Here is a 22761-nt window from a genome sequence, read left to right on the forward strand (position 1 = left end):
GATCAGTCGGCCGCGCGGACGGCGGCTCCCAATGCCTCCACCAGCGCCGGAATGGCGTCGGGTCGCAGGACGATGCCCTTGGGCGTCGGCACGCGGTCGGCGCCCTTGCCGTCTACATAGGTCCGCACGTCCACGAACCGCGTCCCGTGATAGGTGGCGACGGACACGCGTACCTCTTCCCGGCTGTTCTTGCGGATCGTGGCGACAGGGATCGCGTCGGGGTCAGCCATTGGCCCGGTCCCCTGCGGCGGCGGCTTCCTGTGCGGCGAAGTGCTTCGCCAGGGTGGACCGGCGGGCGCAGACAGTCCGGCCAGCCTTGAAGGTCGGAAGCTCGCCCTTCTCATGCAGATGCAGCACCTGCCGCTTGGTCAACTGGAGGTGTGCGGCGATGGCATCAGCCCCGTAGAGTAGGTCCGCCGCATAGTCGTTCTGTGCGTCACTCATGCGTCACTCCTTGCGTCACGGACGCGCCCGAGCGTCCGCGAAAGTGGCGGATTTCCGCCGTTTGTTGAGGGTCGCCGCGTAAGTCGACCGGGCGAGAAAAAGGCCCGCTCCGAGGGTCGGAAACGGGCCTTAAGTACTTGTTTCTACAGCGCTATTTAGCCGCCGCCTTGGCTATGTTGGTTTCTTTGGCGTAAAATACTGCCTTCGGCCCATCGGCATCCAGATCGGCCTCGGCCGCCTTGTCCTCCAGCCACTCCTGCGTGACGGAACGGCCCATGTTCGGGTTGGTGACGTAGAAGTTGGCCCGGTCGAGGTGTTCGCCCTTGGCGACCATCTCTTCTGGGTACTCGTACAACACCGGCAGCTTGCGCTTGTCGATAACCTTGCCGTCGCGGATGTCGCGGAACAGGGCGAGCTTCGATTTGAACACGCCGGCCGGGGGCTTGTCCGACTGTGTGGTCAGATAGATCGTGTACCCTTCGGGCCGCGACACCTGTCCGCCCGTCGCCTCCTTCAGCATGGAATCGGCGTTTGCCATCTCGCCGAACAGCCACAGTTCGTCCACCAACACCCGGCTGGCTTTCGTCCCTGCGACCGTCGCGCTGTCAGCCGCCAGCACCTTCAGCGTCGACTTCATCTCGCGGTGCGTGATGAGCTTCAGGTGATCCTGGTGGTGGAGAAGGTCCTTCAGTTCCTCATCTGCTTCGATCATGCCCACCGCGGGATCGAAGCTGTTGCCGGCGACCTCCTTGGTTGGAGCGAGGATCAGGTTGCGGTCATAGGCGCGAAAGCCGCACGCCAGTTCGGTGAGCATGATGCCGGCCGCCAGGGTCGACTTCGTGTTCTTCTTCGAGATGAGCAGCAGGTATTCCTTGATGACCTGCTGCGCCGTCTCGGGATCGAACGCGCCGAACACTGCCGCGGCGAAGTCCAGCAGCCATTCGTCGCTCGCCTCACCGAACGTCGGCTGGCCGGGCAGGTCCACGATCCGCAGGGACGTGAACACCGCCATTTTCTGCTCGGCAGATGCCGGAAACAGCGGCCTGAAAGGGATCAGCGACCGGCGCTCGCGGATGCGACGTTTCCAGTCGAGGCATGCCGTCGACCAGGTGGGCTCCGGCACGCTCCTACTTTACCGCGGTGAGGTTGGGCGGACCGACCGGGCGGAACCGGCTGCCGCCCGCCACCTCGCGCGCCCGGTCCTGCGCGGCCGCCTTTTTGCCCTGCGGCGCCGATGCCTCGTTGATCGTCTTGAACGCGGTGGCCAATTCCTTCAGCGTCTTGGCCCGGCCGCCTAAACTGAGCGCTGCCAACATGCCGTCGCGGCGCTTGCTGTCACGATCGTCGGCCGTCTCGTTCTCGATCATGTCCTCCAACTCGCCCTGATGCGTCGTGGTGGCGTCGAGTTCGTCCAGCATCCTAGCGACCAGCCCGCGCCCGCGCTCGGCGATGACAGCCGATTCCGGGACCGGCTGCGGCTCGGCGGGCGCGCGCGGTGCCGCGGCTTCCGAAGTTCGCACCGGTGGGAGCCTGCGAACCGCGCGAACCCAGCCCTGTGCCTTGGCGCGCTTCCGAATAGCCGTGTCAGAAATACTGTACCGGTCAGCTATTTCCCGGACCGAAACGTCGCCGGCCAAGTATTCAAGCTCGATGCGGTCCCATTCCGCCTCGGTTTTCCGGTTGGCCATAAGCAAGGCCCTCCCGGCCGAAAGTTCGCACCTCCGACAATCGGGAGGAAAAAATCTCTGCGTGGCGGGCGGACCGGTGTAGAAGGCGGCGGGTCAGCGGACTTTCCGACACCCCCCCCCGGCGCGTGGGGTGGGAGAGGACCCGAAAGGCGGATTCACACACGTCCCTTGCCAACAGGGTCGGTGTAAATCATTCTGCGAAGGATCGCAGGGGGTGTCGCTCCGTGGCTACAGACAGCAACGATGATCGCTACCGGCGCTGGCTCTTAATTGCGCTAGCGATAATCAGCATGATGGTGCTGGCGGGGCTCTTCTGGGGCCTTTGGGTGAGCCGCTATGATTGCGTCGCCACCGATTTCGTCCTTTCCAACTGGAAAGTCGTTCTGGGCTTGCCGTTTATGAGCCTTGCATCCTTCATTATTGTGGCGCTGTTCCGCCAACCCTCCGATCCGATCGAGTTTGCCGGATTAGGCTTCTCAGTCAAAGGATCGGCGGGCGAGGTCGTACTGTGGTGTCTATGCTTCCTGTCGATGGCGGGCGCGGTGAAACTGCTTGCCTCTCCAGACTACCATTACGCTGGCTGTTCCCGCGTTATCGAGGACGATCGCGCTGAGCCGATACCTGACCTCTTCTCCAATCAGGTAAGTCAGCCCCAAGCTGAGTAACTCTACGCAGATGCGCCGCGTTCGGCAGCCTGCTTCTTCCGGTCGTGGCAGGGCTTGCACAGGGTCTGAAGGTTGCGCTCGTCCCAGAAAAGCACCTCGTCACCGCGGTGCGGGCGCTTGTGGTCAGCGACCAGCTGTGACGTGTCGGCGGTCATGTAGCCGCATCCGGGCCACTGGCAGGTGAAGCGGTCACGGGTCAGGATGGCCATGCGCAAGGCACGCCAGCGGGTCGTGTTGTACCACTTGCGCCAGGGGGCGAAGAGCGTCCGCTGCTGGTCGACGGTACGCGCTGCCGGCTCCAGCGAGCCGAGGCGCGGTGAGAGCGACGACAGGTTGCTGCCGATCGCCTTCAGCTTACCCACGGAACACCCGCCAAATCGCCCGTGCGATCCTCTCACCCTCAGCGATCAGCATGGAGGCACGGGCGGGGCCGTGGTGGTGGATCAAAATATTCTGCATACCGTTGATCACGACAACGGCAGGAGGTTGTATGGAGATCATTCGACTACCGGAAGGCGAAGTCGCTTCTGAAACATGCGATTGCATCCAGATCCAGACGACAAGCGATGGCAGATTTGAGTTGGCCGGATCGGCTCTCATGAAGTGCGGCGACAGCGACGTCACAGAGTCGGTTTCGATCACCGGTGGCCAGCCTTACGCAACTTATGAGGCTGCCGAGGCGGCCGGGCTCGCATGGGCGAACGAACTCTGTGTCGAGCAGGTCCACGTGGCCAGATCTCGCGGTGACGAGGAACTCCCCGACATCTATGACCGACCCGAGGAGTGAGCCATGCCGTTCCTCAGGCAAGGAACGGGCTAGCCGCTAATCTGGCTCACCGTAGTAGATTTGAGGATGCCTTCGGACACCGCCCGGAGCGCACCGCTCCGGTGGTTGGTAGTGGGGAGTGCAAGGCGCCTACGTCCCAGATCATCTAGCCCCGATGCCGCTATGGCGGCGGTGCCCTCTCAGGCTGCCACGCTATCTACATCATGGGGCGACAATCGCCAAGCCTCGATCTTCATCGCGAGCGCGCCACCGAAGCTGACCAGCGCGCAGTTGCCGTAGCCCTCCACCACCGTGCCCACCAGCCCGGCGAGGGAGGGCATCTGGGTCACGTCGACCTGATCGCCAGCGCTGAGCGTCCGCACCTCCTTGCGCAATGCCATGCGCCGCTCATGCTCCGCCTGCCGGATCGCCCGGCGGCGCGCTTCCTCGCTCTTAATTGCGGCGATCCGCACCGCATCTGCCTCGGCCCGGCTCTCCGCATCACGGCGCTGGCGGAGCAGCTCGGCGGCGGCGGCTTCCTCGTTGCGCAAACCCTGCACCTCGGCCGACCCGACTTCCGGAATGCGGCCGGCGTGGCGGAAAATGGAGAACGGTGGGTGCAGGCTGGCAGGATCGGCGAGCATATCGGCCAGCGCTGGCAGGTGCCGCGCCCTGGCGAACACGAAGGTCGGCAGGATCGCCGCGGCAATCTCCACCGTTGGCTTGCGCCCGTCGATCAGCCGACAGCGCCCCGGCTTGTCCCGCTTGAACGTCTTGCGCGGCGTCCACGCCTCCAGCCCTGCCGCGATCAGGAAATCGGCCAGCGCCAGTGTCCGTCCGCCTGAGGTCCGCAGGATGCACCACCGGTTCGTCGCCTGGTCAGCAATGCCGCCGCTAGCCCGCCCCATTATCAACTCCCGCTCACCTGATCGTATATAGAACACTTGTGGAACATGATTACCCAGGGACGCTGCCCGACCGGGTACATCGGTTGACCGCAGCAGGTTTCTTGCTGGGGTGATCGGTAGCCGCAGAGACACGCGAACTCGCGCTTGAGCATATCATGCGGCATCCGAGTGCGGAGCCGCAGCGGCAGCGCGCATCGCCTCACCCTTGCGCCGCTCTTCCTCAGGGTCGATCCCGAACAAGCGCTTGTAATCCTCCGCGGTCGGCGCGCGGCAGGGCCGGTCGGGATCGGCGTTGGTCGGCACTTGCGCTGGTGCATGCGGCGACGACGTAGCGGCGCGGTTGTTGGCGTAGCGTCCAACGCTGAACCGCTTGCAGATTTCGTCCAGCTCGGCCGCATTCGGACGCTCGCTGCCAGGCGCGGGCAGGGCTTCGGGCCGATTGTCGGCACCTTGCCAGACGCGCGCGACATGCAAGTCGTTGGCGCGCAGCCGTTGCACCTCGGCCATGATCGCCGGCACGACCTTGGAATGGTGGTCGGCCGACTTCATGGCCACAGCGGCCCCCTTTCGCAGGAGGTCGGCCGGCACGTCCGCCAGCACGATCGTGGCGGCTTCCAGCCATGCGTCCTGCGTGTCCACGTCCATGCCGACCGGTGCGACAAGATTGAGGCACGGTGTCAGGATCGAGATGAACTCGGCGTCATCAGCCCGCCTGGCGACGTTGGAGCCAGCGTTGGCCAGCGTCGACCGTGCGTCCCATACCGCTTGCCGAATGACCGCGCCCGTTTCCTCCCATGCCGTCGGCTCGTGTCCCAGTGCGTCGTCCATCTCGATTGTCCTGTTCGATGATCCAGTTTGCCCATGCTCGTTGCCAGTCACGCTTGCGGCCGACCCGGTCATCCGCGTTTGCGGCCCAGTTGCGGAAGCTCTCCAGCGCGGCGCGGCCCCATTCCCGTCCGCGGCGATCGACGATCTCCCGCGCCACGGTGCCGTCGGCGAAGCGAATTGGCTTCCAGTCATCAGGCATGCGGGTAGGCTGGGCCTTGGGGTCGGCTTGGCGCGTGCGCCTCGTAGGAGGCGAAGCCTCCGGAGAGGTGATGGTTCTTGACGGTTTGTCCGAAGCGGCTTCGGGGGTCGGCGTCGTTCCCTTCGGGGGTGAAGCGGCTTCGCCCCGCAGCGGCTTCGGGGGTGAAGCCGCTGCGGGGGTGGGGTGGATGATGTAGCGGCAGCCCCGGCCGGGGACCTCCTGCCGGCTCATTTGCCCCGCCGCGACCAGGGACTTGATCGCCGCCTGAACGGTCCTGTCACTCTTGCTGCACTTGGCTGCTAAGGTGGCCATGGAGGGCCAGCACAGCCCCTCGTCGTTGGCACAGTCCGCCAGCGCGAGAAGCACGATCTTCTCGCTGTCGGGCAGGGCGATGCTCCACACCGCCGTCATGATGCGGACGCTCATGATCGTGCCGTGCCCGGAAGAAGGTGCCGGCTTTCACAGAGACCTTTCTCGCCGATCGTCTTAGTAGGCGAGGGCGGACTTTGCTTCTGCTCGAATGGAAAAGGATGTCTCGGATGCCGAACTACGCTGCCCGCTTCAATCAGCAGTACCTGCTCAGCATCGGCAAGGTAGTTGCTACGATCGTTGCCGCGATCGGTGATGACCAGCCGGAGGTAACGGCTGCAATGGAAGAGGCTCTTGGCGACCTCCTTGAAACTGCTCAGCAGTTTCCAACCGGAAATCCTGCAATCGAGGTGCAAGCGCTGCGGAGTTGTGCGGGATTGTAGAGGTCTGCTCACACGCGCCCCCAAGGCCCGCACAGGCCTGTCAAAGTGGCGTCGTGGTCACGGACGATCCAGCGACCGACGTAATAGCCGGGGCGGGCGGTCGCGATAACGCGATCAGAGGTGGCGCGGTCCTTTGCCTCGCGCCCGGTCGCGCCGACGCTCCCGATGCGGATGACGTGGTGGATGCGCTCGCCGCTCATGCTGCGATGCTCCCGGGCGCGGACAGCGCGTCCACCGCCGCGATCCGCTCGCCGATCCACCGCATGACAGGAACGGCCATGGAGTTGCCCAGAGCCTTGTAGCGGGGTCCGTCAGCCATCGGCTTTCCTCGATGCGGGGCCAGCGTGTAGTCGTCGGGGAAACCTTGGAGGCGCTCGCACTCGCGGGGAGTGAGGCGGCGGACGGCAGAGCCGAGGCGTATACCCTGCTGGATGTTGCTGCTGTCGTTCGGAATCTGTGCGTTCAGCGTAGGATAGATGTCGCGTTCCCATGCGAAGCTGTTCGCTTGTTCACTGGCCGTGAACGCCACGGCCGGCGGGTGCATCCCGCGCGCGAGCGGATGGCATGGGTCGCCCGACTTGGGGTTGCTATAGTTCGCCGCGCTGGTGATCTGCGTCGTGTCGAACGGCACCGGCACCAACGGCGTACCACGCCCCGTGCCATCTTCGCTGGCGTCAAAGCCTTCGCCGCGCAGCGCGTGGGCGACAAGCATTGTACCGGCCGTCTCCGCCGACATGCCCGGATAGCGATTGCCGCCAGTCACGTTCCCGCCAGCCGCGAGAGTAGCAGCTTGCTCAGCGACGAAGGTTTCGCAGTCGAGGTCGTAGCGGCCACCTGAATGGGCGGCGACGGCGGTAGCTACATCGGTGGGATGACAGTTTGCTCCACCGCCGAATGCCTGGTCGGGGGGCCTCCCGTTGGCCGTCCGTCCGGCACCGCTGCTCGACTCTCCAGGGCCGAATGGAGCGCGGTCGGCAACTCCCTCCCGCGCTTCTCGGCGCGGCGCAGAATGCCCCGACAGGCTGTGGCGCTCAAAAAGTACCGCAGCGGCACGTCGCCAGTCTCCAAGATATCCGACAACGAACACGCGACGGCGCCGCTGTGGAACTCCAAAGAACTGAGCGTCCAGAACTCGGTAGGCGAACCCATACCCGAGTTGCCCCAGCCCTCCGAGGATGGCGCCAAATGCCCGTCCTCCGTTGATGGACAGGACGCCGGGGACGTTCTCCCACACCAGCCAGCGGGGCCGTGTGCGATCAGCAAGCCGGAGAAACTCAAGGCTGAGGTTGCCACGGTCGCCATCCAGTCCCGCTCGCAGGCCGGCGACGCTGAAGTCCTGGCAGGGGGTGCCTCCGACAAGAAGGTCAATTGGCCCATATTCGTCGCCCTGGATGGTGGTGAAGTCGCCGTGCAGCGGCGTGTCCGGATAGTGGTGCGCGAGGATCGCGCGCGGCGCGGCTTCGATCTCGCTGTACGCCGAAGCCTCCCAGCCGAGCGGCTTCCACGCTACCGTGCTGGCGCTGATGCCTGCGCAGACGTCAAGATAGCGCATCACGCCACCACCCCCGCCGCTTCGCGCAGCTTGCGGGCGTGTTCAGCCAGGGCGGCAGAGCGCGCGTTCAGCAGCTTGGCCGTGAAGACCAGATCGGTGCCGTCGATCGGGCTACGGCCATCCGTCTTGTACCGAAGCCCGCGGGAGGATATGCCGATGGCGTCGGCCACTTCCTTTTGACCGCCCTTGCCGAGTAGTTCGGCAGCGCGCTCCAGTCCGACCATCCGCACGACCGGGCTTGCCAGCGTGGCACGTTGTTCCTCGTTTGAGGAACCGGTGACAGGTCCTTGCATCACATGCGCTCCCGATGTTCGCAGCCGCGCGCCGCGCCGCAGAGGAAGCACGGGGCCGAGGGCGGTGCCGCGGCGATGCGGGTCGCGATCTCATGCTGGAGTTCGTTGGCCGACTTCGGCTGCCGGACGATCTCGTCGGAGATGCGGAAGCCGTTCTGGTTCAACCACGCCTTCGCGGCCGACCGGCTCTTGCCCAGCATCGCGGCGACGTCGTTCACGCGGCGGCCGACGAGTTCGGAGGTTTCGGGCCGGCTCACCGCCGCTTCTCCCACTTGGCCCGACATTCCGTGCAGCGGAGCATCCCGCCACAGGTCAGCACGGGCATGTCCTCTTCCAGACATGCGTTGCAGGTGCCGATGACCGGATCGGGACGCACCGCCGCGCGTGCGGCAGCGATGGTGCGATCCGCCGCAGCGGCGGCGAAGTCGTTCGCCTGGTCTACAGGATCAGCCACTATGCGGCCTCCACCATCGGCGCGACGTAGTCGGTGTCTCGCTCCAGCCGCTTCCGGCATGGCGCGATCCAACGAAGGCGGGTCACGTCCTCGCAGCCCTTGATCCAGACCAGCCACGCGTAGGCGGTCGCCGTGGAGCCTTCCGGCGCCAGCCGGCCCTTGTGCATCACCACGCGCTCGGAGAATTGCAGCACGTCGGAAGGCGGGTTGACTGCGAACAACCGTTCGTACCGGCCAACGCCTTCCAGGAACGCGCCGCGCACGATCATCGCTACGCCGATGCGGCTGGTCTCCATCGCTCGCGCAATGAACTGCTCGGCCAGGCGGAAAGGGGGATTGGTGATGGTCCAGTCGACCTCGGCTAGGGGGCCGGGGAAGAGGAAATCGGCGACAGGGAAGCCCGCGCCATAATCGTGCACGTCCGACGCCTCGACGTGGTGGAACGCCTCACGGAGCGGTGCGACCATATACCCGCGATTCGCCGCCGGCTCGCGGCAGGTCATCAACTCCAGCGGGGGACGGCTGAGTTCGTCGAGCCAGCGACACAGGGCGCGCGTTGCCCAAGGTGGCGTTGGGAAGTCGTCAAGGCTGTCGTGCGCCTCAACCCGGCGCTGCATAACTGCGGTGGAGCGGTTCTGGCTCATGCCGCCACCCGCGCCGGCACCACGATCGGATGCCACCCCAGGGTTGATCGACCGAGGCGGAACAGCTGCGTCGGGAGCGCCGTGGGCTCGAACCGGTGAAGGCGGTCCGAACGGAAGGACACCGGCTCCGCTGAAAGGTGGGGCCACAGCGGAGCCGGCGAGTTTGCGCCGAGAGGATACCTCAGGCGAATTCCAAGCATACCGCAGTTAGGAGCAGCGTTCCTTAACCCAAGTTGGCACACGTTCTCGTTCGCGGAAGCAGGCTCCCGCGCCATCATTCCAGCCATCTGTTCAACTCCTGCGGGGTTGGACCCGCGCTAGATCCTTGGGGTTAGGCGGCGCCGCGCAGTTCGTCCGCCTCACGCACGATGGCTTGCATCGCGGGCAGGTGCGGCCGGAGCAGCGTGGCAACGGCAAGTGTTTCGTTGTGGTCGCGGTGGCCGTCCGACCGGGAGCGGACCAGCTCGCCCATGGCGTCGATCACGCCAGCGGCGACGGTCAGGTCATTCGCGGCCTCGGAGTGGAGCGGGCACAGGCGGAACCCGTAGGATGCCAGCACCTCGTCCAGCGCGGTTTCGTCCGCCAGCAGCGCGTCGAACATCGCTTTGCCGCTGGTGGAGCCTCCGCCCAGAATGTTGTCGAGCGACCGCGTGGTACGGCCCATGCGATCCGCCAGCGCGCCCTTGCCCAGCTTGGCCGCGACGCGGGCGAGTCCTGCGACAAACAGCGTGGCGAAGGTCGCTTCATCGGGACCGCTGCGCTTCGGAAGGACGTTGCGCGGTATCACAGGTTATCGCCCATCCCATGAACAGCACCACCCTGCATGCCGCCCCGCGCCCAGTCCGCTTGGCGATCGCTCGCGCGCTGGTCGCGGCGATGGCGAACCAGCCCCGCTACGGAGCAGCCGAAGCCGATCGCGAGCAGGATCGACGCGGGGATGGCGACTGCCGCGGCAATGACGAGAAGCGGACTCATGCAGCAATCTCCATGGGTTCGGGTGAATGATGGCCGGCGGCAGTGGCGGTCACGCCGCCGGCCCCGATGCGGGTGCACGGGTGGGAGGGGACCACCGCATCGGTAAGGGAACAGGGCTGGCGAAGGTCGCAATCAGCGACGGTGCACGACCGGGCTTCCGGGTGGCCGTCCCAAGCGCCGCAGCGACACGTGGTCATGCTGCCAGCCCTCCGCCGGGAGCGGTTGCGACGCCCCCGGCTTCGGCTACGGTGCTGGTGCGAACAACCACCGGAGACGATGAATGGGATATGATTTCGCCCGTGAACAAGCCGACTTGGCGGCGAATGTCATGGCGCGCCTCATTGAGCAGCTTGCTCGATCCGGAGCAATCACAGGAGCCGACTGCGTACAGCTTGCTGGTTACGGATCGCTGCGCGCCGAAATTGCGCCGGACGGGCCGGCAAGGCGGTTCTTCAACCATTGGACGAGCCACGTGCTGGAGTCCGCATACTCCGCAAAAGATCGCTCAATGCCTCGGCCGGAATGATCGGCCGCAGGCATTGAGCGATTTCCCACTCGGTCTGACGCCGCCAACCGCCGACGATGGCTTCGTGCGAGCGGGTCATGCCGCAATCCCTTCGGGTTGGGTGGGGCGGTACTCGGCCATGAAGCTGCGGACCTTGGCCTCGGTAGCCCGGCGCAGTTCGCGGCCCGCCGCAAGGTTTGCGATCAGATTTGCGTCGCCAATAGCCTGTCGACCGAAGGTAGTGGCGGGGACACCGTGCTTCGCTCGAAAGCGTTCGATGTCGGCAAGTATGTCCGCGTCGTTCAGCATGTCGGAAACATAGTCGGATGTATCCGACATCGCAAGTCGGAAACTTCAGGCTTCCGACAAAAGCCGCCGTGTGGGACATGTCCGACATGGCATCTGCCGAAGATTTGAAGGGCCGGCGCCTCTACGAAGCGCTCATGGTGCTGAAGCCATCCAACCTGCTGGAGGGCGAGTGGGCGAAGCGAGCAGGGGTTAACCGTGGGTACTTTACCGACCTGAAGAAAGCCGCCGGCGGGTCGCCGCGATCGGACAACATGCGGAAGGTGCTGGGCGCGATCGGCTGCACGGAAGCTGATCTGTACCGGGCTGCGTCCGGTGACCCTGATGCCGCTTCTGACCATCTGCCAACCCGCACCGCCGATGCAGGCGAAATGGTCGAGATTGCCCGTTTGGACCTGTCTCTACCCATGGGGCCGGGCGCGCTGGTAGACGATTACGTCGAGCAGGAAGCGCTGCACTTCGACGCCGGCTACATCCGCTCGTTCACCCGCACACCGCCGCACCGGCTGCGTCTCGCTGGCGGGGCAGGGGACAGCATGTTTCCCACGCTGGTCCCGAACGATCTGGTGTGGATCGACACGACACAGAACCAGTTGCTGCACGCCGACCGGATTTATGCAGCCTCGATCAATGGCGGCGCGGCCATCAAACGGTTGCGGCCGATCGCGGGCGGTCAGCGCATCCTGGTCATATCCGACAACAAGACGATTGAGCCTTACGAGGTCGACGCCGACGAGGTGGTGATCTGGGGTAGGGTGATCCGGTTTGCGAGGGATCTGTAATGCCGTTTGATAAGGACGAATGGAATCGCGCAGCCGTTCGCGGCGAAGCGGGCGGCGCTTACCTGTCAATCGCGATAACTATTAACCCCATTATCGTTGCCCTAGAGAAGATTGAGGCAAAAACGGGTGTCGATCTGACAGAGGAAAAAAAGCGTCTCGACGAAATCAACATCGATGCCTTTAAGCGCTTTCAGGAGCTCACGGGTTGGACGTCGGCTGAATGAGCATAGATGACTCGCAGCGCGAAGCTTGGCGCGCTATGCAGGCGTCTCGCGGTCGAAACCATGGGACTGGCGACCTCCCCTTGCGCGGAGGGGGAGGAGGGGGCACATCAGATGCCATGACACAGCGCGTCACTCGGCTTGAGGTTCAGATGGAGCACGTTAGCGCGGCGCTCGCGTCTATCGACAGCAAGCTCGACAAGGTGAACGACAAGCTTGTTCAGCTTCCAACAAAGGCGGATCTACGGAGCTGGCAATGGCAGTGGATTGCCACCGGCGTAGGCATCATTGCCCTCACGGTAGGCGGGATCACAGGGGGCCTTTCTCTGATTGCCCATTTCGCCGGCTAAGTGCTGGCGCTGTCGCTTGCGATCGTCGGCGCTGACCATCCCAACCGTCGCGGCCCGACTCGGTGGTTCGAATTGAACCTGTGCGCTCCCGGTGAGCCGGTCGAGCTCCGCCCCGAGCCGAAGAATCCCAAGGACCCTTATGCCGTCGCGGTCTACTCCTGCCGTGGTGTGCAGCTGGGCTATGTCACCGCAGAGCGGGCGCCGTGGATCGGGAAGCTGATCGGTGAGGGCCGGGAGATTGTGGCCGTGTTCCAGGGCAAGGCATCGTTCGGTGGCTGGGCACGGGTGGCGTTCGACGGCGAGCAGCCGTTGCTACCGGTGCCGAGCGTGCAGGCTGATCGCCTGCCAAACACCGAATCTACAGCAAACGACGATGCCGGGTTCTGGCCCGATCCTGTATGGGATGATGAGTAAGAAATATCCGACTGGCGCTTGACGTGTCGGAAACATCCGACTAACGTTCTTCTCATAGCCGCACCACGCGGCCTGGAGGAACGTCAGTGCTTCACCAGCCCGAACTGGATAGCGCCACAGAACGATTTCTGATCGACGGGGCAGGGGAGGGCGCAACGCCTGTCCCCGCCGCGATCGCGCCGCTGCTGGCCGACGCCGCAGGCCACGCCGCCGATGCCCTGCCCGAGCTTCTGATCCTCGCCCGCGGTGGTCAGCACTTCGCCACCCGGTTCCGCCGGTATGCGGATGAGGTGATCCACTGCCTGGCCAGCGGGCTGGAAGCGGTGCTGATCGCGTCGCACGACGCCGAGGCGGCAAGCATCGGCCTGCCGCGCAAGGACGGCGAGGATGCGCTTGCCGCCGCCTGTCGTGATTATCTGGACCGGGCTGCCGGCTGATGCGGAGGTCTGCGCCTCTTACCCGTCGCACGCCGCTCCGCCGAAAGCGCGACACCCCGCGCCGGGCCAAGCGGGCGACGAACAGCCGCAAGGCCAAGTCTGCCGCAGAGCGCGCTTTCCACGCGATTGTCGCTGACATGCCTTGCATCGCCTGCCGGCAACGGCCGGTTGAGGTGCACCACGTGGTCAGCGACGGATTTAAGCGGCTGACCCGCCGGCATAGCTTGGTGCTGCCGGTCTGCCACAAGTGCCACCGCACCGGGCCGCAAGCGATCCACACGATTGGCCACGGCCCTTGGAACGAGTTGCACGGCATCGATCAGGTCGCGGCTGCCGACGCGCTGTTCGCCGAGCATGGGGGCGCACCGCGATGACCATGACCAACTGCCCCGACCTGGACACCGCGATCGGCGAGATGGAGTTCGACGCCGTCCGGCTGCGTCGCCTCCAAGCGCAAGTCGCCCGGTGCGATCCGATCAAGGACTACAGCACACTGACCGCGCGGAAGGTCGACATGGCCGACGCAGAGGAGCGCTTCCGGTTGCGGGGCGAGAAGCTCCGACTGGATGCCGACCGCCGCCTTGCCGGCCGCGCGCTGCTGCTGGTGGTAGAGCAGGCGCATAGCCTGCGCCGCGCCCGACGTCGCAAGCCTACCGTCCGCGAGCTGTCGACCGCCCTGACGATCATCACGGAATCGGCCGCTCGCGATCGTGATGAGGCGGAAGCCAGCCGCGTCCTCGCCGAGCACGACCGGGTCACTGCCAGCTTCAAGGCCGCCGCAGGCGAAGCCTCGCTGACATACCTGCGCCTGAGCGCGGCGCCTCCCACAACCTCAACGCACAAGGACACCGGACATGGCTGATCCCGGCATCGTAAGGCGCCTGGTCGAAGACGGTCAGGATCGCGAGGCTGCCATTGCGCAGGTCGACGCGGTGTTCGCCGCCATCCTCGCGCAGCTGCGTGACGGTCGTTCGGTGTCGCTCCCCAGCATCGGCACCCTGAAGGCCCCTGAAGCCACGGTGAAGGCGCCGTTCCCCGCCGGGGCGATGCGCCGGCAGCGCAAGGCGTCGCTCCGCAGCGCGCAGGTGATCGAGGCCGGCGAGCCGTTCGTGCCCGCCGGGGACCGGCCGACGCGCCGCTACTTCGGACACGGGATCATGGCCTGATGCCCGCGCAGTGCCGCACCGTCACCGTGGCTCCCGGCCATATCCTCCGCTGCCGACGCACCGCGGCCCAGTCCACCCGGCCCGGCCACGTCCGCGTGCAGGCCACCCGTCGTCCGCCGTTCGATGTCGCAGAACGGCTCTGGAATGAGGCTCCCGTCGCATGACCTGGACCGACACCGTGTACCAAGCCCTCGGCGTCACCAGTCAGCTGGTGATCGTGGGCAGTGCCGTCGCCTCCGTCGAGGCGATCCGCCGGACCTGCGCGGGCCAGTGGGGCCGCATGGTCCGCACCGCTCGCGGCGAGGTCGTCCCATCCCTCTACCCGGTCGCTTCCGCCTCAAAGGCTCCCACACCGGACCCCACCCTGATCGCGGAGGAAGCGCGTGGTCAGGGCAACCAGGAGGTGAGGGCATGATCTCGTTCGAAACCGCACGCGATATCGCTTACGCATATCGTGAAGTTGAGACGGCCGAAAAGCTGCTTGCGGAACTGGCGGAAGCCAAGACGTGGCACAAGCCGCCCGACGTGCGCGATGCCTTCGGACGGCGGCAAGATGGCTTGCAGCTGGGCGTCCCCAGCGGGGACAGCAGTCGCCGCATGTACCACGTGGCGTGGGAGTTGGCCGTTCCCATCGTGGAAGCGCACATGGCGGCGTCACGCGCGAAGATCGCGGCGCTTTGCGTGAAGGCCGCTGCCGAACTCTCCGGTCAGGGACCCACCGCATGACCCATACTGATCCAAGCGGCCCTGTGCCGGTGACGCAGGCGGATAGGGATGCGGCTGCGGATATCTACCGGCGCTTTCGCTACGGTGCGACTGTCGAAATCCAAGCCCAGATTAGGCGTGGCATTGAGCGTGGAAAGAGCGACGATGACCCTATCGTCCAAGTCTTCGCCCGCCACCGCCTCTCGTCAGGCAGCGATGTCGTTACCGTGCCGAGTGGGTGGCCAGATATCGGTGTGGACCCGCTGAAAGCGGAGCGTCCGAATGATCGGCTTGAGGCGTCGATTGAGGCATGTCGGAAGGCTTATGTCCAGCAACAGCGGGAGGTGCCTTCTCAGACTGCGCTCGTGTGGCGCTGGCATCTGGGCTCGCTTCTGGAAGCTGCAACCCGGCTGAAGGCATTGCGTGCCCGTAACGCTACCGCCCCTACACCCACGGGAGAGGGGGCGTGACCAACGACAACGAGCGCGCGAGCGAACTTGCCATGTCGCAGGCATCTGATGATCCGCGCTGGCCCAAGCGGACCCCCACACCGTCAGACGAGGTGCCTGTGCCTGTGGAGCGGGTCAGCCTCGGCAATTGTCCGCCAGGGCCATTTATCTTCAACGGCACTCTCGGCTTCAAAACCGAATATGGGCCGACCGACGCGTACTGCATGGGCACCGGCGAGGCATTCTGGGGCGGGACGACGGATAAAATCGCGCGGGCAGCGTTGCTGGTCCAGCCGGTTGAGGTCGCCGCCCTCTCTCCCGCGACCGATAAGGGGGAGGTAGCGCCAGACGAAGATTGGCTAGCAGATGTGCTGGACGACAGCCTGGATATGGACTGGACCGGACGTGTCGGTGCTCGAGCAATCATCGCAGCGTGGGGCACGCGCCATGGGGCTTGAACAAATGATGCGCGATGTGGACCCAATGAGGGTTGCCACATCCTTGGCCGCAAAAGCCCGGTTCATGGCCGAGGTTGACGCACTTTCAGAAACACGGCGTTGCAAAGGCGCGCCAGTCAACCACGACGGCTCCTGCTTTCGATGCGGTGACGATCAGGGTGAGTTCGCCCGCTGTTTCACCCGCGCCGCCCTCCAGACGAAGGATGAAGCCCATGGGTGAGCGTCCAGCCTGTGGCGCGTGCGGGGCGAAGCTGCGGAGCGATAAGTACCGCACGGATGACGACGGCTTTACCGCATGCTTGCCATGCTTCCCGGTTTCGAACCTTCCGGCAGACGCCGATCGGTTCATGGGCGGCCCGTGCTACGCGAAAGACGCCTCGATCATGGCATCCACCACAGATGAAGGGGAGGGCGGGTGAGCAGCTTCAACCCTAACGCGCGCCTTCAGACGAAGGAGGGCATCTGCGAGTACCTGGGCGGGATCAGCCCGGCCACGTACGACGCGTGGCAGGCGAGGGGCCTTGTGCCCGGCGCGGTGCAGGGCACGACGCGGTATGACGTGCGCCAGCATGATCGCGTGCTGGATCAGACCACCGGCATCGCGACGTCGCGCAAACTGTCACCACTCGAGCAGTGGGAAGCGGAAAATGCGCGCGCCGCTTAAGGGGGTCTATCGCCACCGGAAGGTGCTGCGAGACGGTACGGTCCGCTATTACTACACGATGCGCGGCGTTGGTGCGCTGAAGCCGCTTGCCGGTGATGAGGACGAGGCGTGGGGGCCCGGAACGCCCGCCTTCATGCGCGCCTATCACGAGGCCATCGGGGCGCCCAAGAAGGCGCGCGCCAGCGGCACCATGCAAGCGCTGCTCGACGCCTATCAGAAATCACCGGAGTGGGCCCGCCTCGCCCCGCGGACCAAGCGTGATTACGCCGGCGCTATCGCCAAGATCGAGGCGGAGTACGCTCGCCATCCGATCGAGGTGCTGGAGGATCCGAAGATCAGGCCGCGCTTTCTCGCCTGGCGTGACAAGATGGCCGAGGCATCGGCCCGACAGGCCGACGCGGTGTTCGGCGTGTTGCGGATCGTGCTGGAGTGGGCGCGCGATCGGGGCCTGCTTCGACACAACCATGCGACGCGACCCAAGAAGGTCTATCGAGCCGATCGATCCGAACACCTGTGGCTGCCGCCGCACATCGTTGCGCTGCGGGCTGCTGCGTCGCCCTCCATCCTGCTGGCGTTCGAGCTCGGCCTGAGTACCGGGCAGCGGAAGGTCGATCTGCTGAAGCTCGGCTGGTCCAGTTATGACGGCACGCGCCTCCGGTTCCGCCAGGGCAAGCGCAAGCGGCTGGTAGACATGCCGGTTACGAAGTCGCTGAAGGCTCTTCTCGATGCGGAGCCGCGCAGGACGGCCACCATCCTTTCCCACAACGGCAAGCCGTGGACGGTGAGCGACAAGGGACAGGCGGTCAACTTCGACCACCACTGGCGATCGACGGTGGTCGCGGCCGGTCTGAACGGGCTGCATTTCCACGACCTGCGCGGAACCACCTGCACGGCGCTGGCCGAGGCTGGCGCGACGCCGTCAGAGATCGCAGCGATGCTCGGCTGGACCGTGACGACCGTCAACCGGATGCTCGACACCTATCAGGCGATGACCGCTGCCCTGAGCGATAGTGCCGTTGCCAAACTGGAGGCGCGCGCCGCCCAAGCCGTTCCGCAAATCGCTGAGAAAACCGCAGAAACGCGTTGTGGATAACTGGACGTTTCCGCAATCATTCGGAGCAACTTCAATGACCTATAACGGTTTTTGGTACCGTCATACGCAGGTTCGAATCCTGCCGCCCCAGCCATCTGCCTGAAATCCCAGCCAATTGGCTGCTAAGTGTTTGAAGATGCTGGCTGACTATCAGGGGCGGCCGTTGGCACCTGCACAATTGTGCATCGGATTGTGCCAATGCGCTGGCCGGGAAGGCCGCGGTTTTGGACTGTCTTCAACATGTATATCGGCGCGGACACATTTTCTGGTGGCGCCGAATTCATCGTTTATTGGATAATGGCACCCTAGATATTCGGCTGTCGCTGCGGACCACCGACCGGAAGGCAGCGCGCAACATGGGGGCGGCGCTCACGGCGGTGACGCCGAGGGTGCTGGAGATGCTCGACAGGCGGGCCAGGCAGAAGACCGATATCACCGAGCAGGAGCTCCAGGCGATCGCCAAGGCGATGTACGAGGAGCGTCTGGCGGAGGTCTGCACCCTGCAGCGATCGACGCCGTACGATGTCGAGGACCACTCGGCCGCCAATCTGGCGTTCGTCGACTATTTCGAGCGCCTGAAAAACCAGGGCGGTCGCATGTCCTTCCTGCCGGCCGAAGAGCGGAAGTTGCAGGCGGAGGGCTGGAGCGCGCAGCGGATCGCCGACCTGCGCACGATCATCGCCATGCGGGAGGAGCAAGGGATCGACCCGATCCGGCAGGACGAGATCGATCGCCATCTTGCCGCCGCCGGTTTCGCGATCGATGACCGGCTGCGCTGGATGCTGGAACTCGCCCTCTACCCGGCGTACCGCGATGTCTATGCCGCCGCAGAGGCGCAACTGCGAGGTGCGGCCACGCCCAGGGCGGTGGCGCCTGGCAGTTCGGCCACGCCTACACCCGCGCAGCCGTCGCCTTCGCCCGTCGCTGGCGTTCATCCTGCGCCGGTCGGTACGGCTCCAGGGGTGCCAGAGGACTGGCTGCATTGCACCCCCGTCGAGGTGGCGGAACGAATGATCGCCACAACGCCCCGCCTGCTGGAGCATCGCAAGGGCGGCAAGCGTGAGAAGGACAGCGTCGGCGAACAGACTTTGCGCCAGATCCGCTGGGCCGCCGTGCTGCTGCAGAAGTCGTTGCCGTCCGGCACGCCGATGTGGCGGGTTACCAAGGCGGACATCGTCAAGCTCGACAAATGGTTCGATCAGCTCTCCGTCAATTATGGCAAGGCGGCTGGCGACCACGACCTCGGGCAGAGCCTGGAACAGGCGGCAGTCGTGTTCGCCGATCGGGTCGAGACGGGCGATGTGCCCATCGATCAGATCGGCTTGTCCACCGGCACCGCCAACAAGCATTTCAACAAGCTGGGCCAGATCCACAGCTTCACGCGCAAGGCGGTGCCCATCGCCGAACCGATCGACTTCGGTGAGTTCACGGCCCCGATCGACAAAGACGAACGCGAGGCGCGGCTGCGCTATACACGTGAGCAGGGCGAGGCGATCTTCCGCCTGCCGCCTTGGACCGGCTGCGTCGGCGTCGAGGAGCGACTGAAGCCCGGCTCCAAGGTCATCCACGATGGCCTGTACTACCTGCTGCTGCTCGTCTGGTACACCGGCGCGCGGCGCGAGGAATTGGCGAAGCTCATGCTCGACGATGTCGAGGAGCGGCATGGCATCGACTATCTGCTGATCCGCCCCACCATCACCGGGCGGATCAAGAACAAGTCCGCCCGGCGCGTGATCGTCATTGCCGACGAACTGATCCGGCTCGGCTTCCTGCGCTATGTCGAGGCAATGCGCGCGGCGGGGGAGCAACTGCTGTTCCCCGCATTCGTGCCCGGCGGCGATACCAAGCGGAAGCTGGGCGACGTCTTCTACAAGCTGTGGTGGATCTATATCGCGCCGAGCGTGCCCGACCGGAAGCGCGGTCAGGCGATGCACTCCGCCCGCCATACCGTGTCGGACGAGTTGAAGGACCAGGAGGTCTTCATCGAGTTCCGCAACGATTTGCCCGGCCACAAGGGGACCGGTGGCGAGGGCATGACCCGCTATCCGGGGCGCGCCTCGCTCGAGAAGCTCAAGGCCACGGTGGCGAAGATCCCGATCGTGACCGGCCATCTGTCCGACCAGCGGACCATCTGCCTGCACCGATGCCGCACCGTGCGAGTCCATCCCGAAGAGCACGCTGTCCAACCACCTGAAGTTGCTGCGCGGGGCGGGGCTGATCGAGACGACACAGGCCGGGCGCGAGATGATCAACACGCTGCGCCGCGCCGAATTCGACCGGCGCTTTCCCGGCCTGCTCGACGCGGTGCTCGCCAACCGACCGGCCTGATTATCCGCCGATCGCATTGAGTTCGGCCACTGCATCCTCGGGCAGCGTCAGCGATGCCGCGGCGAGGTTCTCATGGAGGTGCGCCACTGACGACGTGCCCGGGATGAGCAGGATGTTGGGCGAGCGCTGGAGCAGCCAGGCGAGCGCCACCTGCATCGGCGTGGCCTTGAGCCGCGCGGCTACGTCGGAGAGCGCCGCCGACTGGAGCGGGCTGAACCCGCCAAGCGGGAAGAAGGGGACATAGGCGATACCCTCCGCCGCTAGCGCGTCGATAAAGGCATCGTCGTCGCGGTGGGCGAGGTTGTATTGGTTCTGCACGCAGACGATCGCGGCGATGTCGCGGGCTTCCTCGAACTGCGTCGGCGTCACGTTGCTCAGCCCGATATGGCGCACCAGCCCCTGGCGCTGGAGATCCGCCACCGCTTTCAGTGGCGCGGCGAGCGATCCCTCGGCGGGCCCGTGGACATCGAACATCAGACGCAGGTTGACGACGTCGAGCGCCTCCAGCCCCAGGTTCGTCAGATTGTCCTCGACCGCACGGGTCAGTTCGTCCGTTTCGAACGCGGGCAGCCAGGACGCATCATTACCACGTCGCGCGCCGATCTTGGTGACGATCAGCAGGTTATCGGAGTAGGGGGACAGCGCTTCGCGGATCAGTCGGTTGGTGATGTGCGGGCCATAGAAGTCGCTGGTGTCGATGTGGTTGACCCCAGCCTCGACTGCGGCGCGAAGCACGGCGAGCGCCGCATCATGGTCGCGCGGCGGGCCGAACACGCCGGGTCCGGCGAGCTGCATCGCGCCATAGCCGAGCCGCTTCACGGCGCGTCCGGCGAAGGAATAGGTGCCTGCCTGGTCGATCGTCATTGTTGTTCTCCTGTGCTGGCCCCCAGATATGGCTTGCGGATCATCGCGATAAGCCGGAGTGATCCGTACGGGCTGTACGGAAAATCGAACAATGAAGGCGGACCTTGCCGATCTCAACGCATTCCTGGCGGTCGCGCAGGCGCGGGGCTTCCGCGACGCGGCGCGGATCGTCGGGGCGAGCGCCTCGACGCTGAGCGAAGCGGTGCGGCGGCTGGAAGCGCGGCTGGGCGTCCGGCTGCTCCATCGCACCACCCGCAGCGTCGTGCCGACCGAAGCGGGAACGCGGTTGATCGAGCGGCTCGCACCGGCACTGGGCGAAGTGGAGGCGGCGCTGAACGTCGTGAACCTGTTCCGGGACAAACCGGCAGGTACGCTTCGGCTCAACGTGCCCGTCAGCGCGGCGCGGCTGGTATTGCCGTCGATCCTGCCCGGCTTCCTCGCCGCCTATCCCGACATTCAGGTCGAGATCGTCGCGGAAGACGGCTTCGTCGATATGGTGGCGTCGGGCTGTGATGCTGGCATCCGCTATGACGAGAGGCTGGAACAGGACATGATCGCGGTGCCGATCGGCCCGCGCGTCCAGCGCTTCGCAACGGCGGCGTCGCCGGCCTATCTCGACGCGCGTGGGCGGCCCTACCATCCGCGCGACCTGCTCGATCACGCCTGTCTACGCGGCCGGTTCACCAGCGGAGCGCTGACCAGCCCTTGGGAGTTCGAGCGTTCGGGCGAGATCGTGCGGATCGAGCCGCAGGGGCCGCTGATCGCCAGCGTGTCCGGCGCGGCGGACCTGCTGGTCGATATCGCCGTCGCGGGCGGTGGAATCATCCACCTGTTCGAAGACTGGTTGCGGCCGGTGCTCGCCAGCGGCGTGCTGGAACCGGTGCTGCCCGACTGGTGGCAGTCCTTCTCCGGCCCGTTCCTCTATTATTCCGGCCGCCGTCTGGTGCCGCCGCCGCTGCGCGCGTTCGTCGATTACATTCGCGCCTAAAGCATCGCGAGCGGCTCGGGGCCGCGTGGCGGCGGAAACAGGTCGTCGAGCCGTTGTAGCTCGGCTTCGGACAGTGTGAGGTCTAACGCGGCCCGGTTGTCTCGAACATGGGCGATGGACCCGGCCTTGGGGATGGGGAGGATGCCGTCCCGCGCCAGCAGCCAGGCGAGAACGAGTTGCGCGGGCGTGGCGTCGCACACGGCAGCCATCTGGGTAAGGCCGCGGTGGGCGACCAGGCGGCCTTGCTCGACGGGGCTGTAGGCCATGACCGGCATCCGGTGACGCGCAAGCCACGGTAACAGGTCGTATTCCGGGCCACGCCGGGTGAGGTTGTAGAGGATCTGGTCGGTCTGACAGCCTTCGCCGCCGCGCGCGACGAGTTCCTCCATGTCGTTGGTGTCGAGATTGCTGACGCCCCAGCGCAGGATCTTGCCCGCCGCGACCAGCCGCTCCATCGCCTCGACCGTCTCGGCGAGCGGAACATTGCCGCGCCAATGCAGCAGGTACAGGTCGAGCCGGTCGGTGCCGAGCCGTTCGAGGCTCGCCTCGCAGGCTCGCGAGAGCCGGTCGCGCGAGGCATTCTGGGGATAGGCCTTGCTGACGAGGAACACCTCGTCGCGGACACCCGCGATCGCCTCGCCGACGAGCCGCTCGGACTCGCCATCGGCATACATCTCGGCGGTATCGATCAGGTTCAGGCCGAGCGACAGCCCTTCGCGCAGCGCGGCGATCTCGTTCGATCGGCGGGCAGGGTCTTCCGCCATCATCCAGGTGCCCTGGCCGAGCGCGGGGACGGTCGTACCGTCGGGGAAGCGGATCGTCTTCATGCGGCGGTCAACGTCCGACGCCGCGGATCGGCACAA

At 65.5% G+C, this 22761-nt stretch carries 40 protein-coding genes; 20 read left to right on the top strand and 20 right to left on the bottom strand.

What is annotated here, in order from left to right:
• Positions 1-2 precede the first annotated feature (2 nt).
• From BMX37_RS02760 to BMX37_RS19070, 4 genes are all read right to left on the bottom strand, one after another.
• Positions 3-230, bottom strand: a complete 228-nt coding sequence (locus tag BMX37_RS02760) for a transcriptional coactivator p15/PC4 family protein (protein WP_170841804.1) — start codon at positions 228-230, stop codon at positions 3-5.
• Positions 223-444, bottom strand: a complete 222-nt coding sequence (locus tag BMX37_RS02765; RefSeq protein WP_093663912.1) for a hypothetical protein — start codon at positions 442-444, stop codon at positions 223-225. Before BMX37_RS02765 ends, BMX37_RS02760 begins: the two co-directional genes overlap by 8 nt.
• A gap of 151 nt (positions 445-595) precedes the next feature.
• Positions 596-1567, bottom strand: coding sequence for a terminase large subunit domain-containing protein (locus BMX37_RS02770; protein WP_139197960.1), 972 nt, complete (start codon positions 1565-1567; stop codon positions 596-598).
• A gap of 4 nt (positions 1568-1571) precedes the next feature.
• Positions 1572-2132 carry a hypothetical protein gene (locus BMX37_RS19070; protein WP_244501350.1) on the bottom strand — a complete coding sequence of 187 codons (561 nt, stop codon included), beginning with the start codon at positions 2130-2132 and terminating at the stop codon, positions 1572-1574.
• Between the two features lie 224 nt (positions 2133-2356).
• Between BMX37_RS19070 and BMX37_RS02780 the strand changes: the two genes are divergently transcribed.
• Positions 2357-2797 (top strand): hypothetical protein, encoded by a 441-nt coding sequence (locus tag BMX37_RS02780; protein WP_093663913.1) that lies wholly within the window; start codon positions 2357-2359, stop codon positions 2795-2797.
• A gap of 2 nt (positions 2798-2799) precedes the next feature.
• Here BMX37_RS02780 and BMX37_RS18640 read toward each other — a convergent pair whose 3' ends face one another.
• A complete protein-coding gene (locus tag BMX37_RS18640) occupies positions 2800-3159 on the bottom strand; it encodes an HNH endonuclease (protein ID WP_170841805.1) in 360 nt (119 codons plus the stop codon).
• A 128-nt stretch (positions 3160-3287) separates the two neighbouring features.
• Here BMX37_RS18640 and BMX37_RS18395 point away from each other — a divergent pair, with 128 nt between their 5' ends.
• The gene (locus BMX37_RS18395) at positions 3288-3584 is read left to right on the top strand and encodes a hypothetical protein (protein ID WP_139197962.1); all 297 of its coding nucleotides are present in this window, start codon (positions 3288-3290) and stop codon (positions 3582-3584) included.
• Positions 3585-3763: 179 nt separating this feature from the next.
• Here the strand turns inward: BMX37_RS18395 and BMX37_RS02795 are convergent, their stop codons facing one another.
• From BMX37_RS02795 to BMX37_RS02805, 3 genes are all read right to left on the bottom strand, one after another.
• Positions 3764-4471, bottom strand: a complete 708-nt coding sequence (locus tag BMX37_RS02795; RefSeq protein WP_093663915.1) for a hypothetical protein — start codon at positions 4469-4471, stop codon at positions 3764-3766.
• A gap of 153 nt (positions 4472-4624) precedes the next feature.
• Positions 4625-5116 (bottom strand): hypothetical protein, encoded by a 492-nt coding sequence (locus BMX37_RS18645; protein ID WP_093663916.1) that lies wholly within the window; start codon positions 5114-5116, stop codon positions 4625-4627.
• 58 nt (positions 5117-5174) lie between these two features.
• Positions 5175-5924 (bottom strand): helix-turn-helix domain-containing protein, encoded by a 750-nt coding sequence (locus BMX37_RS02805; RefSeq protein ID WP_093663917.1) that lies wholly within the window; start codon positions 5922-5924, stop codon positions 5175-5177.
• Positions 5925-6037: 113 nt separating this feature from the next.
• Between BMX37_RS02805 and BMX37_RS02810 the strand changes: the two genes are divergently transcribed.
• Positions 6038-6250 (top strand): hypothetical protein, encoded by a 213-nt coding sequence (locus tag BMX37_RS02810; RefSeq protein ID WP_093663918.1) that lies wholly within the window; start codon positions 6038-6040, stop codon positions 6248-6250.
• Positions 6251-6258: 8 nt separating this feature from the next.
• Here BMX37_RS02810 and BMX37_RS02815 read toward each other — a convergent pair whose 3' ends face one another.
• From BMX37_RS02815 to BMX37_RS02850, 8 genes are all read right to left on the bottom strand, one after another.
• Complete coding sequence (locus BMX37_RS02815) at positions 6259-6450, bottom strand: hypothetical protein (RefSeq protein WP_093663919.1); 192 nt, start codon at positions 6448-6450, stop codon at positions 6259-6261.
• On the bottom strand, positions 6447-7802 hold the full coding sequence (locus tag BMX37_RS02820) for a DNA cytosine methyltransferase (protein WP_093663920.1): 1356 nt from the start codon (positions 7800-7802) through the stop codon (positions 6447-6449). The genes BMX37_RS02815 and BMX37_RS02820 overlap by 4 nt, the downstream gene beginning before the upstream one ends.
• A complete protein-coding gene (locus BMX37_RS02825) occupies positions 7802-8095 on the bottom strand; it encodes a hypothetical protein (RefSeq protein WP_093663921.1) in 294 nt (97 codons plus the stop codon). Before BMX37_RS02825 ends, BMX37_RS02820 begins: the two co-directional genes overlap by 1 nt.
• Positions 8095-8352 carry a hypothetical protein gene (locus BMX37_RS02830; protein WP_139197966.1) on the bottom strand — a complete coding sequence of 86 codons (258 nt, stop codon included), beginning with the start codon at positions 8350-8352 and terminating at the stop codon, positions 8095-8097. The genes BMX37_RS02825 and BMX37_RS02830 overlap by 1 nt, the downstream gene beginning before the upstream one ends.
• A complete protein-coding gene (locus tag BMX37_RS02835; protein ID WP_093663923.1) occupies positions 8349-8549 on the bottom strand; it encodes a hypothetical protein in 201 nt (66 codons plus the stop codon). Before BMX37_RS02835 ends, BMX37_RS02830 begins: the two co-directional genes overlap by 4 nt.
• On the bottom strand, positions 8549-9229 hold the full coding sequence (locus BMX37_RS02840; protein ID WP_212611383.1) for a hypothetical protein: 681 nt from the start codon (positions 9227-9229) through the stop codon (positions 8549-8551). Before BMX37_RS02840 ends, BMX37_RS02835 begins: the two co-directional genes overlap by 1 nt.
• Positions 9230-9524: 295 nt before the next feature.
• Positions 9525-9980 carry a hypothetical protein gene (locus tag BMX37_RS02845; protein ID WP_093663925.1) on the bottom strand — a complete coding sequence of 152 codons (456 nt, stop codon included), beginning with the start codon at positions 9978-9980 and terminating at the stop codon, positions 9525-9527.
• Positions 9977-10168 (bottom strand): hypothetical protein, encoded by a 192-nt coding sequence (locus tag BMX37_RS02850; protein ID WP_093663926.1) that lies wholly within the window; start codon positions 10166-10168, stop codon positions 9977-9979. The genes BMX37_RS02845 and BMX37_RS02850 overlap by 4 nt, the downstream gene beginning before the upstream one ends.
• A gap of 280 nt (positions 10169-10448) precedes the next feature.
• Between BMX37_RS02850 and BMX37_RS18400 the strand changes: the two genes are divergently transcribed.
• The gene (locus BMX37_RS18400) at positions 10449-10694 is read left to right on the top strand and encodes a hypothetical protein (RefSeq protein WP_139197968.1); all 246 of its coding nucleotides are present in this window, start codon (positions 10449-10451) and stop codon (positions 10692-10694) included.
• Positions 10695-10769: 75 nt separating this feature from the next.
• On the opposite strand, the gene BMX37_RS02855 is transcribed toward BMX37_RS18400, so the two are convergent.
• On the bottom strand, positions 10770-11012 hold the full coding sequence (locus BMX37_RS02855; protein ID WP_244501351.1) for a hypothetical protein: 243 nt from the start codon (positions 11010-11012) through the stop codon (positions 10770-10772).
• 47 nt (positions 11013-11059) lie between these two features.
• Between BMX37_RS02855 and BMX37_RS02860 the strand changes: the two genes are divergently transcribed.
• The 12 genes from BMX37_RS02860 (at position 11060) to BMX37_RS18410 (ending at position 15961) form a co-directional block, all read left to right on the top strand.
• Positions 11060-11761 (top strand): S24 family peptidase, encoded by a 702-nt coding sequence (locus tag BMX37_RS02860; RefSeq protein ID WP_170841806.1) that lies wholly within the window; start codon positions 11060-11062, stop codon positions 11759-11761.
• On the top strand, positions 11761-11985 hold the full coding sequence (locus tag BMX37_RS02865; RefSeq protein WP_093663929.1) for a hypothetical protein: 225 nt from the start codon (positions 11761-11763) through the stop codon (positions 11983-11985). Before BMX37_RS02860 ends, BMX37_RS02865 begins: the two co-directional genes overlap by 1 nt.
• Positions 11986-12101: 116 nt before the next feature.
• Positions 12102-12332, top strand: coding sequence for a hypothetical protein (locus tag BMX37_RS02870; protein ID WP_093663930.1), 231 nt, complete (start codon positions 12102-12104; stop codon positions 12330-12332).
• Entirely contained in the window at positions 12333-12746 is a 414-nt protein-coding gene (locus tag BMX37_RS02875; protein WP_093663931.1) for an HIRAN domain-containing protein, read from the top strand.
• An 86-nt stretch (positions 12747-12832) separates the two neighbouring features.
• Positions 12833-13183 carry a hypothetical protein gene (locus BMX37_RS02880; protein ID WP_093663932.1) on the top strand — a complete coding sequence of 117 codons (351 nt, stop codon included), beginning with the start codon at positions 12833-12835 and terminating at the stop codon, positions 13181-13183.
• Positions 13183-13557 (top strand): Ref family recombination enhancement nuclease, encoded by a 375-nt coding sequence (locus BMX37_RS19405; protein WP_093663933.1) that lies wholly within the window; start codon positions 13183-13185, stop codon positions 13555-13557. The genes BMX37_RS02880 and BMX37_RS19405 overlap by 1 nt, the downstream gene beginning before the upstream one ends.
• On the top strand, positions 13554-14045 hold the full coding sequence (locus tag BMX37_RS02890) for a hypothetical protein (RefSeq protein WP_093663934.1): 492 nt from the start codon (positions 13554-13556) through the stop codon (positions 14043-14045). The genes BMX37_RS19405 and BMX37_RS02890 overlap by 4 nt, the downstream gene beginning before the upstream one ends.
• Positions 14038-14349 carry a hypothetical protein gene (locus tag BMX37_RS02895; RefSeq protein WP_093663935.1) on the top strand — a complete coding sequence of 104 codons (312 nt, stop codon included), beginning with the start codon at positions 14038-14040 and terminating at the stop codon, positions 14347-14349. Before BMX37_RS02890 ends, BMX37_RS02895 begins: the two co-directional genes overlap by 8 nt.
• 160 nt (positions 14350-14509) lie before the next feature.
• On the top strand, positions 14510-14764 hold the full coding sequence (locus BMX37_RS02900; RefSeq protein WP_093663936.1) for a hypothetical protein: 255 nt from the start codon (positions 14510-14512) through the stop codon (positions 14762-14764).
• Complete coding sequence (locus BMX37_RS02905) at positions 14761-15075, top strand: hypothetical protein (RefSeq protein WP_093663937.1); 315 nt, start codon at positions 14761-14763, stop codon at positions 15073-15075. The genes BMX37_RS02900 and BMX37_RS02905 overlap by 4 nt, the downstream gene beginning before the upstream one ends.
• A complete protein-coding gene (locus BMX37_RS18405; protein WP_139197970.1) occupies positions 15072-15524 on the top strand; it encodes a hypothetical protein in 453 nt (150 codons plus the stop codon). Before BMX37_RS02905 ends, BMX37_RS18405 begins: the two co-directional genes overlap by 4 nt.
• On the top strand, positions 15521-15961 hold the full coding sequence (locus tag BMX37_RS18410) for a hypothetical protein (RefSeq protein ID WP_139197971.1): 441 nt from the start codon (positions 15521-15523) through the stop codon (positions 15959-15961). The genes BMX37_RS18405 and BMX37_RS18410 overlap by 4 nt, the downstream gene beginning before the upstream one ends.
• Before the next feature lie 85 nt (positions 15962-16046).
• On the opposite strand, the gene BMX37_RS19275 is transcribed toward BMX37_RS18410, so the two are convergent.
• Positions 16047-16175 carry a hypothetical protein gene (locus BMX37_RS19275; protein ID WP_280139208.1) on the bottom strand — a complete coding sequence of 43 codons (129 nt, stop codon included), beginning with the start codon at positions 16173-16175 and terminating at the stop codon, positions 16047-16049.
• Positions 16176-16376: 201 nt separating this feature from the next.
• Here BMX37_RS19275 and BMX37_RS18415 point away from each other — a divergent pair, with 201 nt between their 5' ends.
• From BMX37_RS18415 to BMX37_RS19410, 3 genes are all read left to right on the top strand, one after another.
• A complete protein-coding gene (locus BMX37_RS18415; RefSeq protein ID WP_139197973.1) occupies positions 16377-16625 on the top strand; it encodes a hypothetical protein in 249 nt (82 codons plus the stop codon).
• 133 nt (positions 16626-16758) lie between these two features.
• On the top strand, positions 16759-17718 hold the full coding sequence (locus tag BMX37_RS02915; RefSeq protein ID WP_170841808.1) for a tyrosine-type recombinase/integrase: 960 nt from the start codon (positions 16759-16761) through the stop codon (positions 17716-17718).
• Positions 17719-18074: 356 nt separating this feature from the next.
• The gene (locus BMX37_RS19410) at positions 18075-20066 is read left to right on the top strand and encodes a site-specific integrase (RefSeq protein WP_425288425.1); all 1992 of its coding nucleotides are present in this window, start codon (positions 18075-18077) and stop codon (positions 20064-20066) included.
• On the opposite strand, the gene BMX37_RS02925 is transcribed toward BMX37_RS19410, so the two are convergent.
• Entirely contained in the window at positions 20047-20910 is an 864-nt protein-coding gene (locus BMX37_RS02925) for an aldo/keto reductase family oxidoreductase (RefSeq protein WP_093663940.1), read from the bottom strand. The two genes, BMX37_RS19410 and BMX37_RS02925, sit on opposite strands and share 20 nt — an antisense overlap.
• 91 nt (positions 20911-21001) lie before the next feature.
• On the opposite strand from BMX37_RS02925, the gene BMX37_RS02930 reads away from it, so the two are divergent.
• Positions 21002-21898: a LysR family transcriptional regulator gene (locus tag BMX37_RS02930; RefSeq protein WP_093663941.1), complete on the top strand. Its 897-nt coding sequence runs from the start codon at positions 21002-21004 to the stop codon at positions 21896-21898.
• On the opposite strand, the gene BMX37_RS02935 is transcribed toward BMX37_RS02930, so the two are convergent.
• Positions 21895-22725 (bottom strand): aldo/keto reductase, encoded by an 831-nt coding sequence (locus BMX37_RS02935; RefSeq protein WP_093663942.1) that lies wholly within the window; start codon positions 22723-22725, stop codon positions 21895-21897. The genes BMX37_RS02930 and BMX37_RS02935 overlap by 4 nt on opposite strands.
• Positions 22726-22761 lie beyond the last annotated feature (36 nt).

The sequence above is a fragment of the Sphingomonas gellani genome, from assembly GCF_900110035.1.
GTDB classification, from domain to species: domain Bacteria; phylum Pseudomonadota; class Alphaproteobacteria; order Sphingomonadales; family Sphingomonadaceae; genus Sphingomonas; species Sphingomonas gellani.

What these genes read in the sequence shown, in the direction of transcription:
- BMX37_RS02760 (WP_170841804.1), bottom strand. Translation starts at nt 230, where the DNA reads ATGGCTGACCCCGACGCGATCCCTGTCGCCACGATCCGCAAGAACAGC.
- BMX37_RS02765 (WP_093663912.1), bottom strand. Translation starts at nt 444, where the DNA reads ATGAGTGACGCACAGAACGACTATGCGGCGGACCTACTCTACGGGGCT.
- BMX37_RS19070 (WP_244501350.1), bottom strand. Translation starts at nt 2,132, where the DNA reads ATGGCCAACCGGAAAACCGAGGCGGAATGGGACCGCATCGAGCTTGAA.
- BMX37_RS18395 (WP_139197962.1), top strand. Translation starts at nt 3,288, where the DNA reads ATGGAGATCATTCGACTACCGGAAGGCGAAGTCGCTTCTGAAACATGC.
- BMX37_RS02795 (WP_093663915.1), bottom strand. Translation starts at nt 4,471, where the DNA reads ATGGGGCGGGCTAGCGGCGGCATTGCTGACCAGGCGACGAACCGGTGG.
- BMX37_RS18645 (WP_093663916.1), bottom strand. Translation starts at nt 5,116, where the DNA reads ATGGACGTGGACACGCAGGACGCATGGCTGGAAGCCGCCACGATCGTG.
- BMX37_RS02805 (WP_093663917.1), bottom strand. Translation starts at nt 5,924, where the DNA reads ATGAGCGTCCGCATCATGACGGCGGTGTGGAGCATCGCCCTGCCCGAC.
- BMX37_RS02810 (WP_093663918.1), top strand. Translation starts at nt 6,038, where the DNA reads ATGCCGAACTACGCTGCCCGCTTCAATCAGCAGTACCTGCTCAGCATC.
- BMX37_RS02815 (WP_093663919.1), bottom strand. Translation starts at nt 6,450, where the DNA reads ATGAGCGGCGAGCGCATCCACCACGTCATCCGCATCGGGAGCGTCGGC.
- BMX37_RS02820 (WP_093663920.1), bottom strand. Translation starts at nt 7,802, where the DNA reads ATGCGCTATCTTGACGTCTGCGCAGGCATCAGCGCCAGCACGGTAGCG.
- BMX37_RS02825 (WP_093663921.1), bottom strand. Translation starts at nt 8,095, where the DNA reads ATGCAAGGACCTGTCACCGGTTCCTCAAACGAGGAACAACGTGCCACG.
- BMX37_RS02850 (WP_093663926.1), bottom strand. Translation starts at nt 10,168, where the DNA reads ATGAGTCCGCTTCTCGTCATTGCCGCGGCAGTCGCCATCCCCGCGTCG.
- BMX37_RS18400 (WP_139197968.1), top strand. Translation starts at nt 10,449, where the DNA reads ATGGGATATGATTTCGCCCGTGAACAAGCCGACTTGGCGGCGAATGTC.
- BMX37_RS02855 (WP_244501351.1), bottom strand. Translation starts at nt 11,012, where the DNA reads ATGTCGGATACATCCGACTATGTTTCCGACATGCTGAACGACGCGGAC.
- BMX37_RS02860 (WP_170841806.1), top strand. Translation starts at nt 11,060, where the DNA reads ATGTCCGACATGGCATCTGCCGAAGATTTGAAGGGCCGGCGCCTCTAC.
- BMX37_RS02865 (WP_093663929.1), top strand. Translation starts at nt 11,761, where the DNA reads ATGCCGTTTGATAAGGACGAATGGAATCGCGCAGCCGTTCGCGGCGAA.
- BMX37_RS02870 (WP_093663930.1), top strand. Translation starts at nt 12,102, where the DNA reads ATGACACAGCGCGTCACTCGGCTTGAGGTTCAGATGGAGCACGTTAGC.
- BMX37_RS19405 (WP_093663933.1), top strand. Translation starts at nt 13,183, where the DNA reads ATGCGGAGGTCTGCGCCTCTTACCCGTCGCACGCCGCTCCGCCGAAAG.
- BMX37_RS02890 (WP_093663934.1), top strand. Translation starts at nt 13,554, where the DNA reads ATGACCATGACCAACTGCCCCGACCTGGACACCGCGATCGGCGAGATG.
- BMX37_RS02895 (WP_093663935.1), top strand. Translation starts at nt 14,038, where the DNA reads ATGGCTGATCCCGGCATCGTAAGGCGCCTGGTCGAAGACGGTCAGGAT.
- BMX37_RS02900 (WP_093663936.1), top strand. Translation starts at nt 14,510, where the DNA reads ATGACCTGGACCGACACCGTGTACCAAGCCCTCGGCGTCACCAGTCAG.
- BMX37_RS02905 (WP_093663937.1), top strand. Translation starts at nt 14,761, where the DNA reads ATGATCTCGTTCGAAACCGCACGCGATATCGCTTACGCATATCGTGAA.
- BMX37_RS18405 (WP_139197970.1), top strand. Translation starts at nt 15,072, where the DNA reads ATGACCCATACTGATCCAAGCGGCCCTGTGCCGGTGACGCAGGCGGAT.
- BMX37_RS19275 (WP_280139208.1), bottom strand. Translation starts at nt 16,175, where the DNA reads ATGGGCTTCATCCTTCGTCTGGAGGGCGGCGCGGGTGAAACAGCGGGC.
- BMX37_RS02915 (WP_170841808.1), top strand. Translation starts at nt 16,759, where the DNA reads ATGCGCGCCTATCACGAGGCCATCGGGGCGCCCAAGAAGGCGCGCGCC.
- BMX37_RS19410 (WP_425288425.1), top strand. Translation starts at nt 18,075, where the DNA reads ATGGGGGCGGCGCTCACGGCGGTGACGCCGAGGGTGCTGGAGATGCTC.
- BMX37_RS02925 (WP_093663940.1), bottom strand. Translation starts at nt 20,910, where the DNA reads ATGACGATCGACCAGGCAGGCACCTATTCCTTCGCCGGACGCGCCGTG.
- BMX37_RS02930 (WP_093663941.1), top strand. Translation starts at nt 21,002, where the DNA reads ATGAAGGCGGACCTTGCCGATCTCAACGCATTCCTGGCGGTCGCGCAG.
- BMX37_RS02935 (WP_093663942.1), bottom strand. Translation starts at nt 22,725, where the DNA reads ATGAAGACGATCCGCTTCCCCGACGGTACGACCGTCCCCGCGCTCGGC.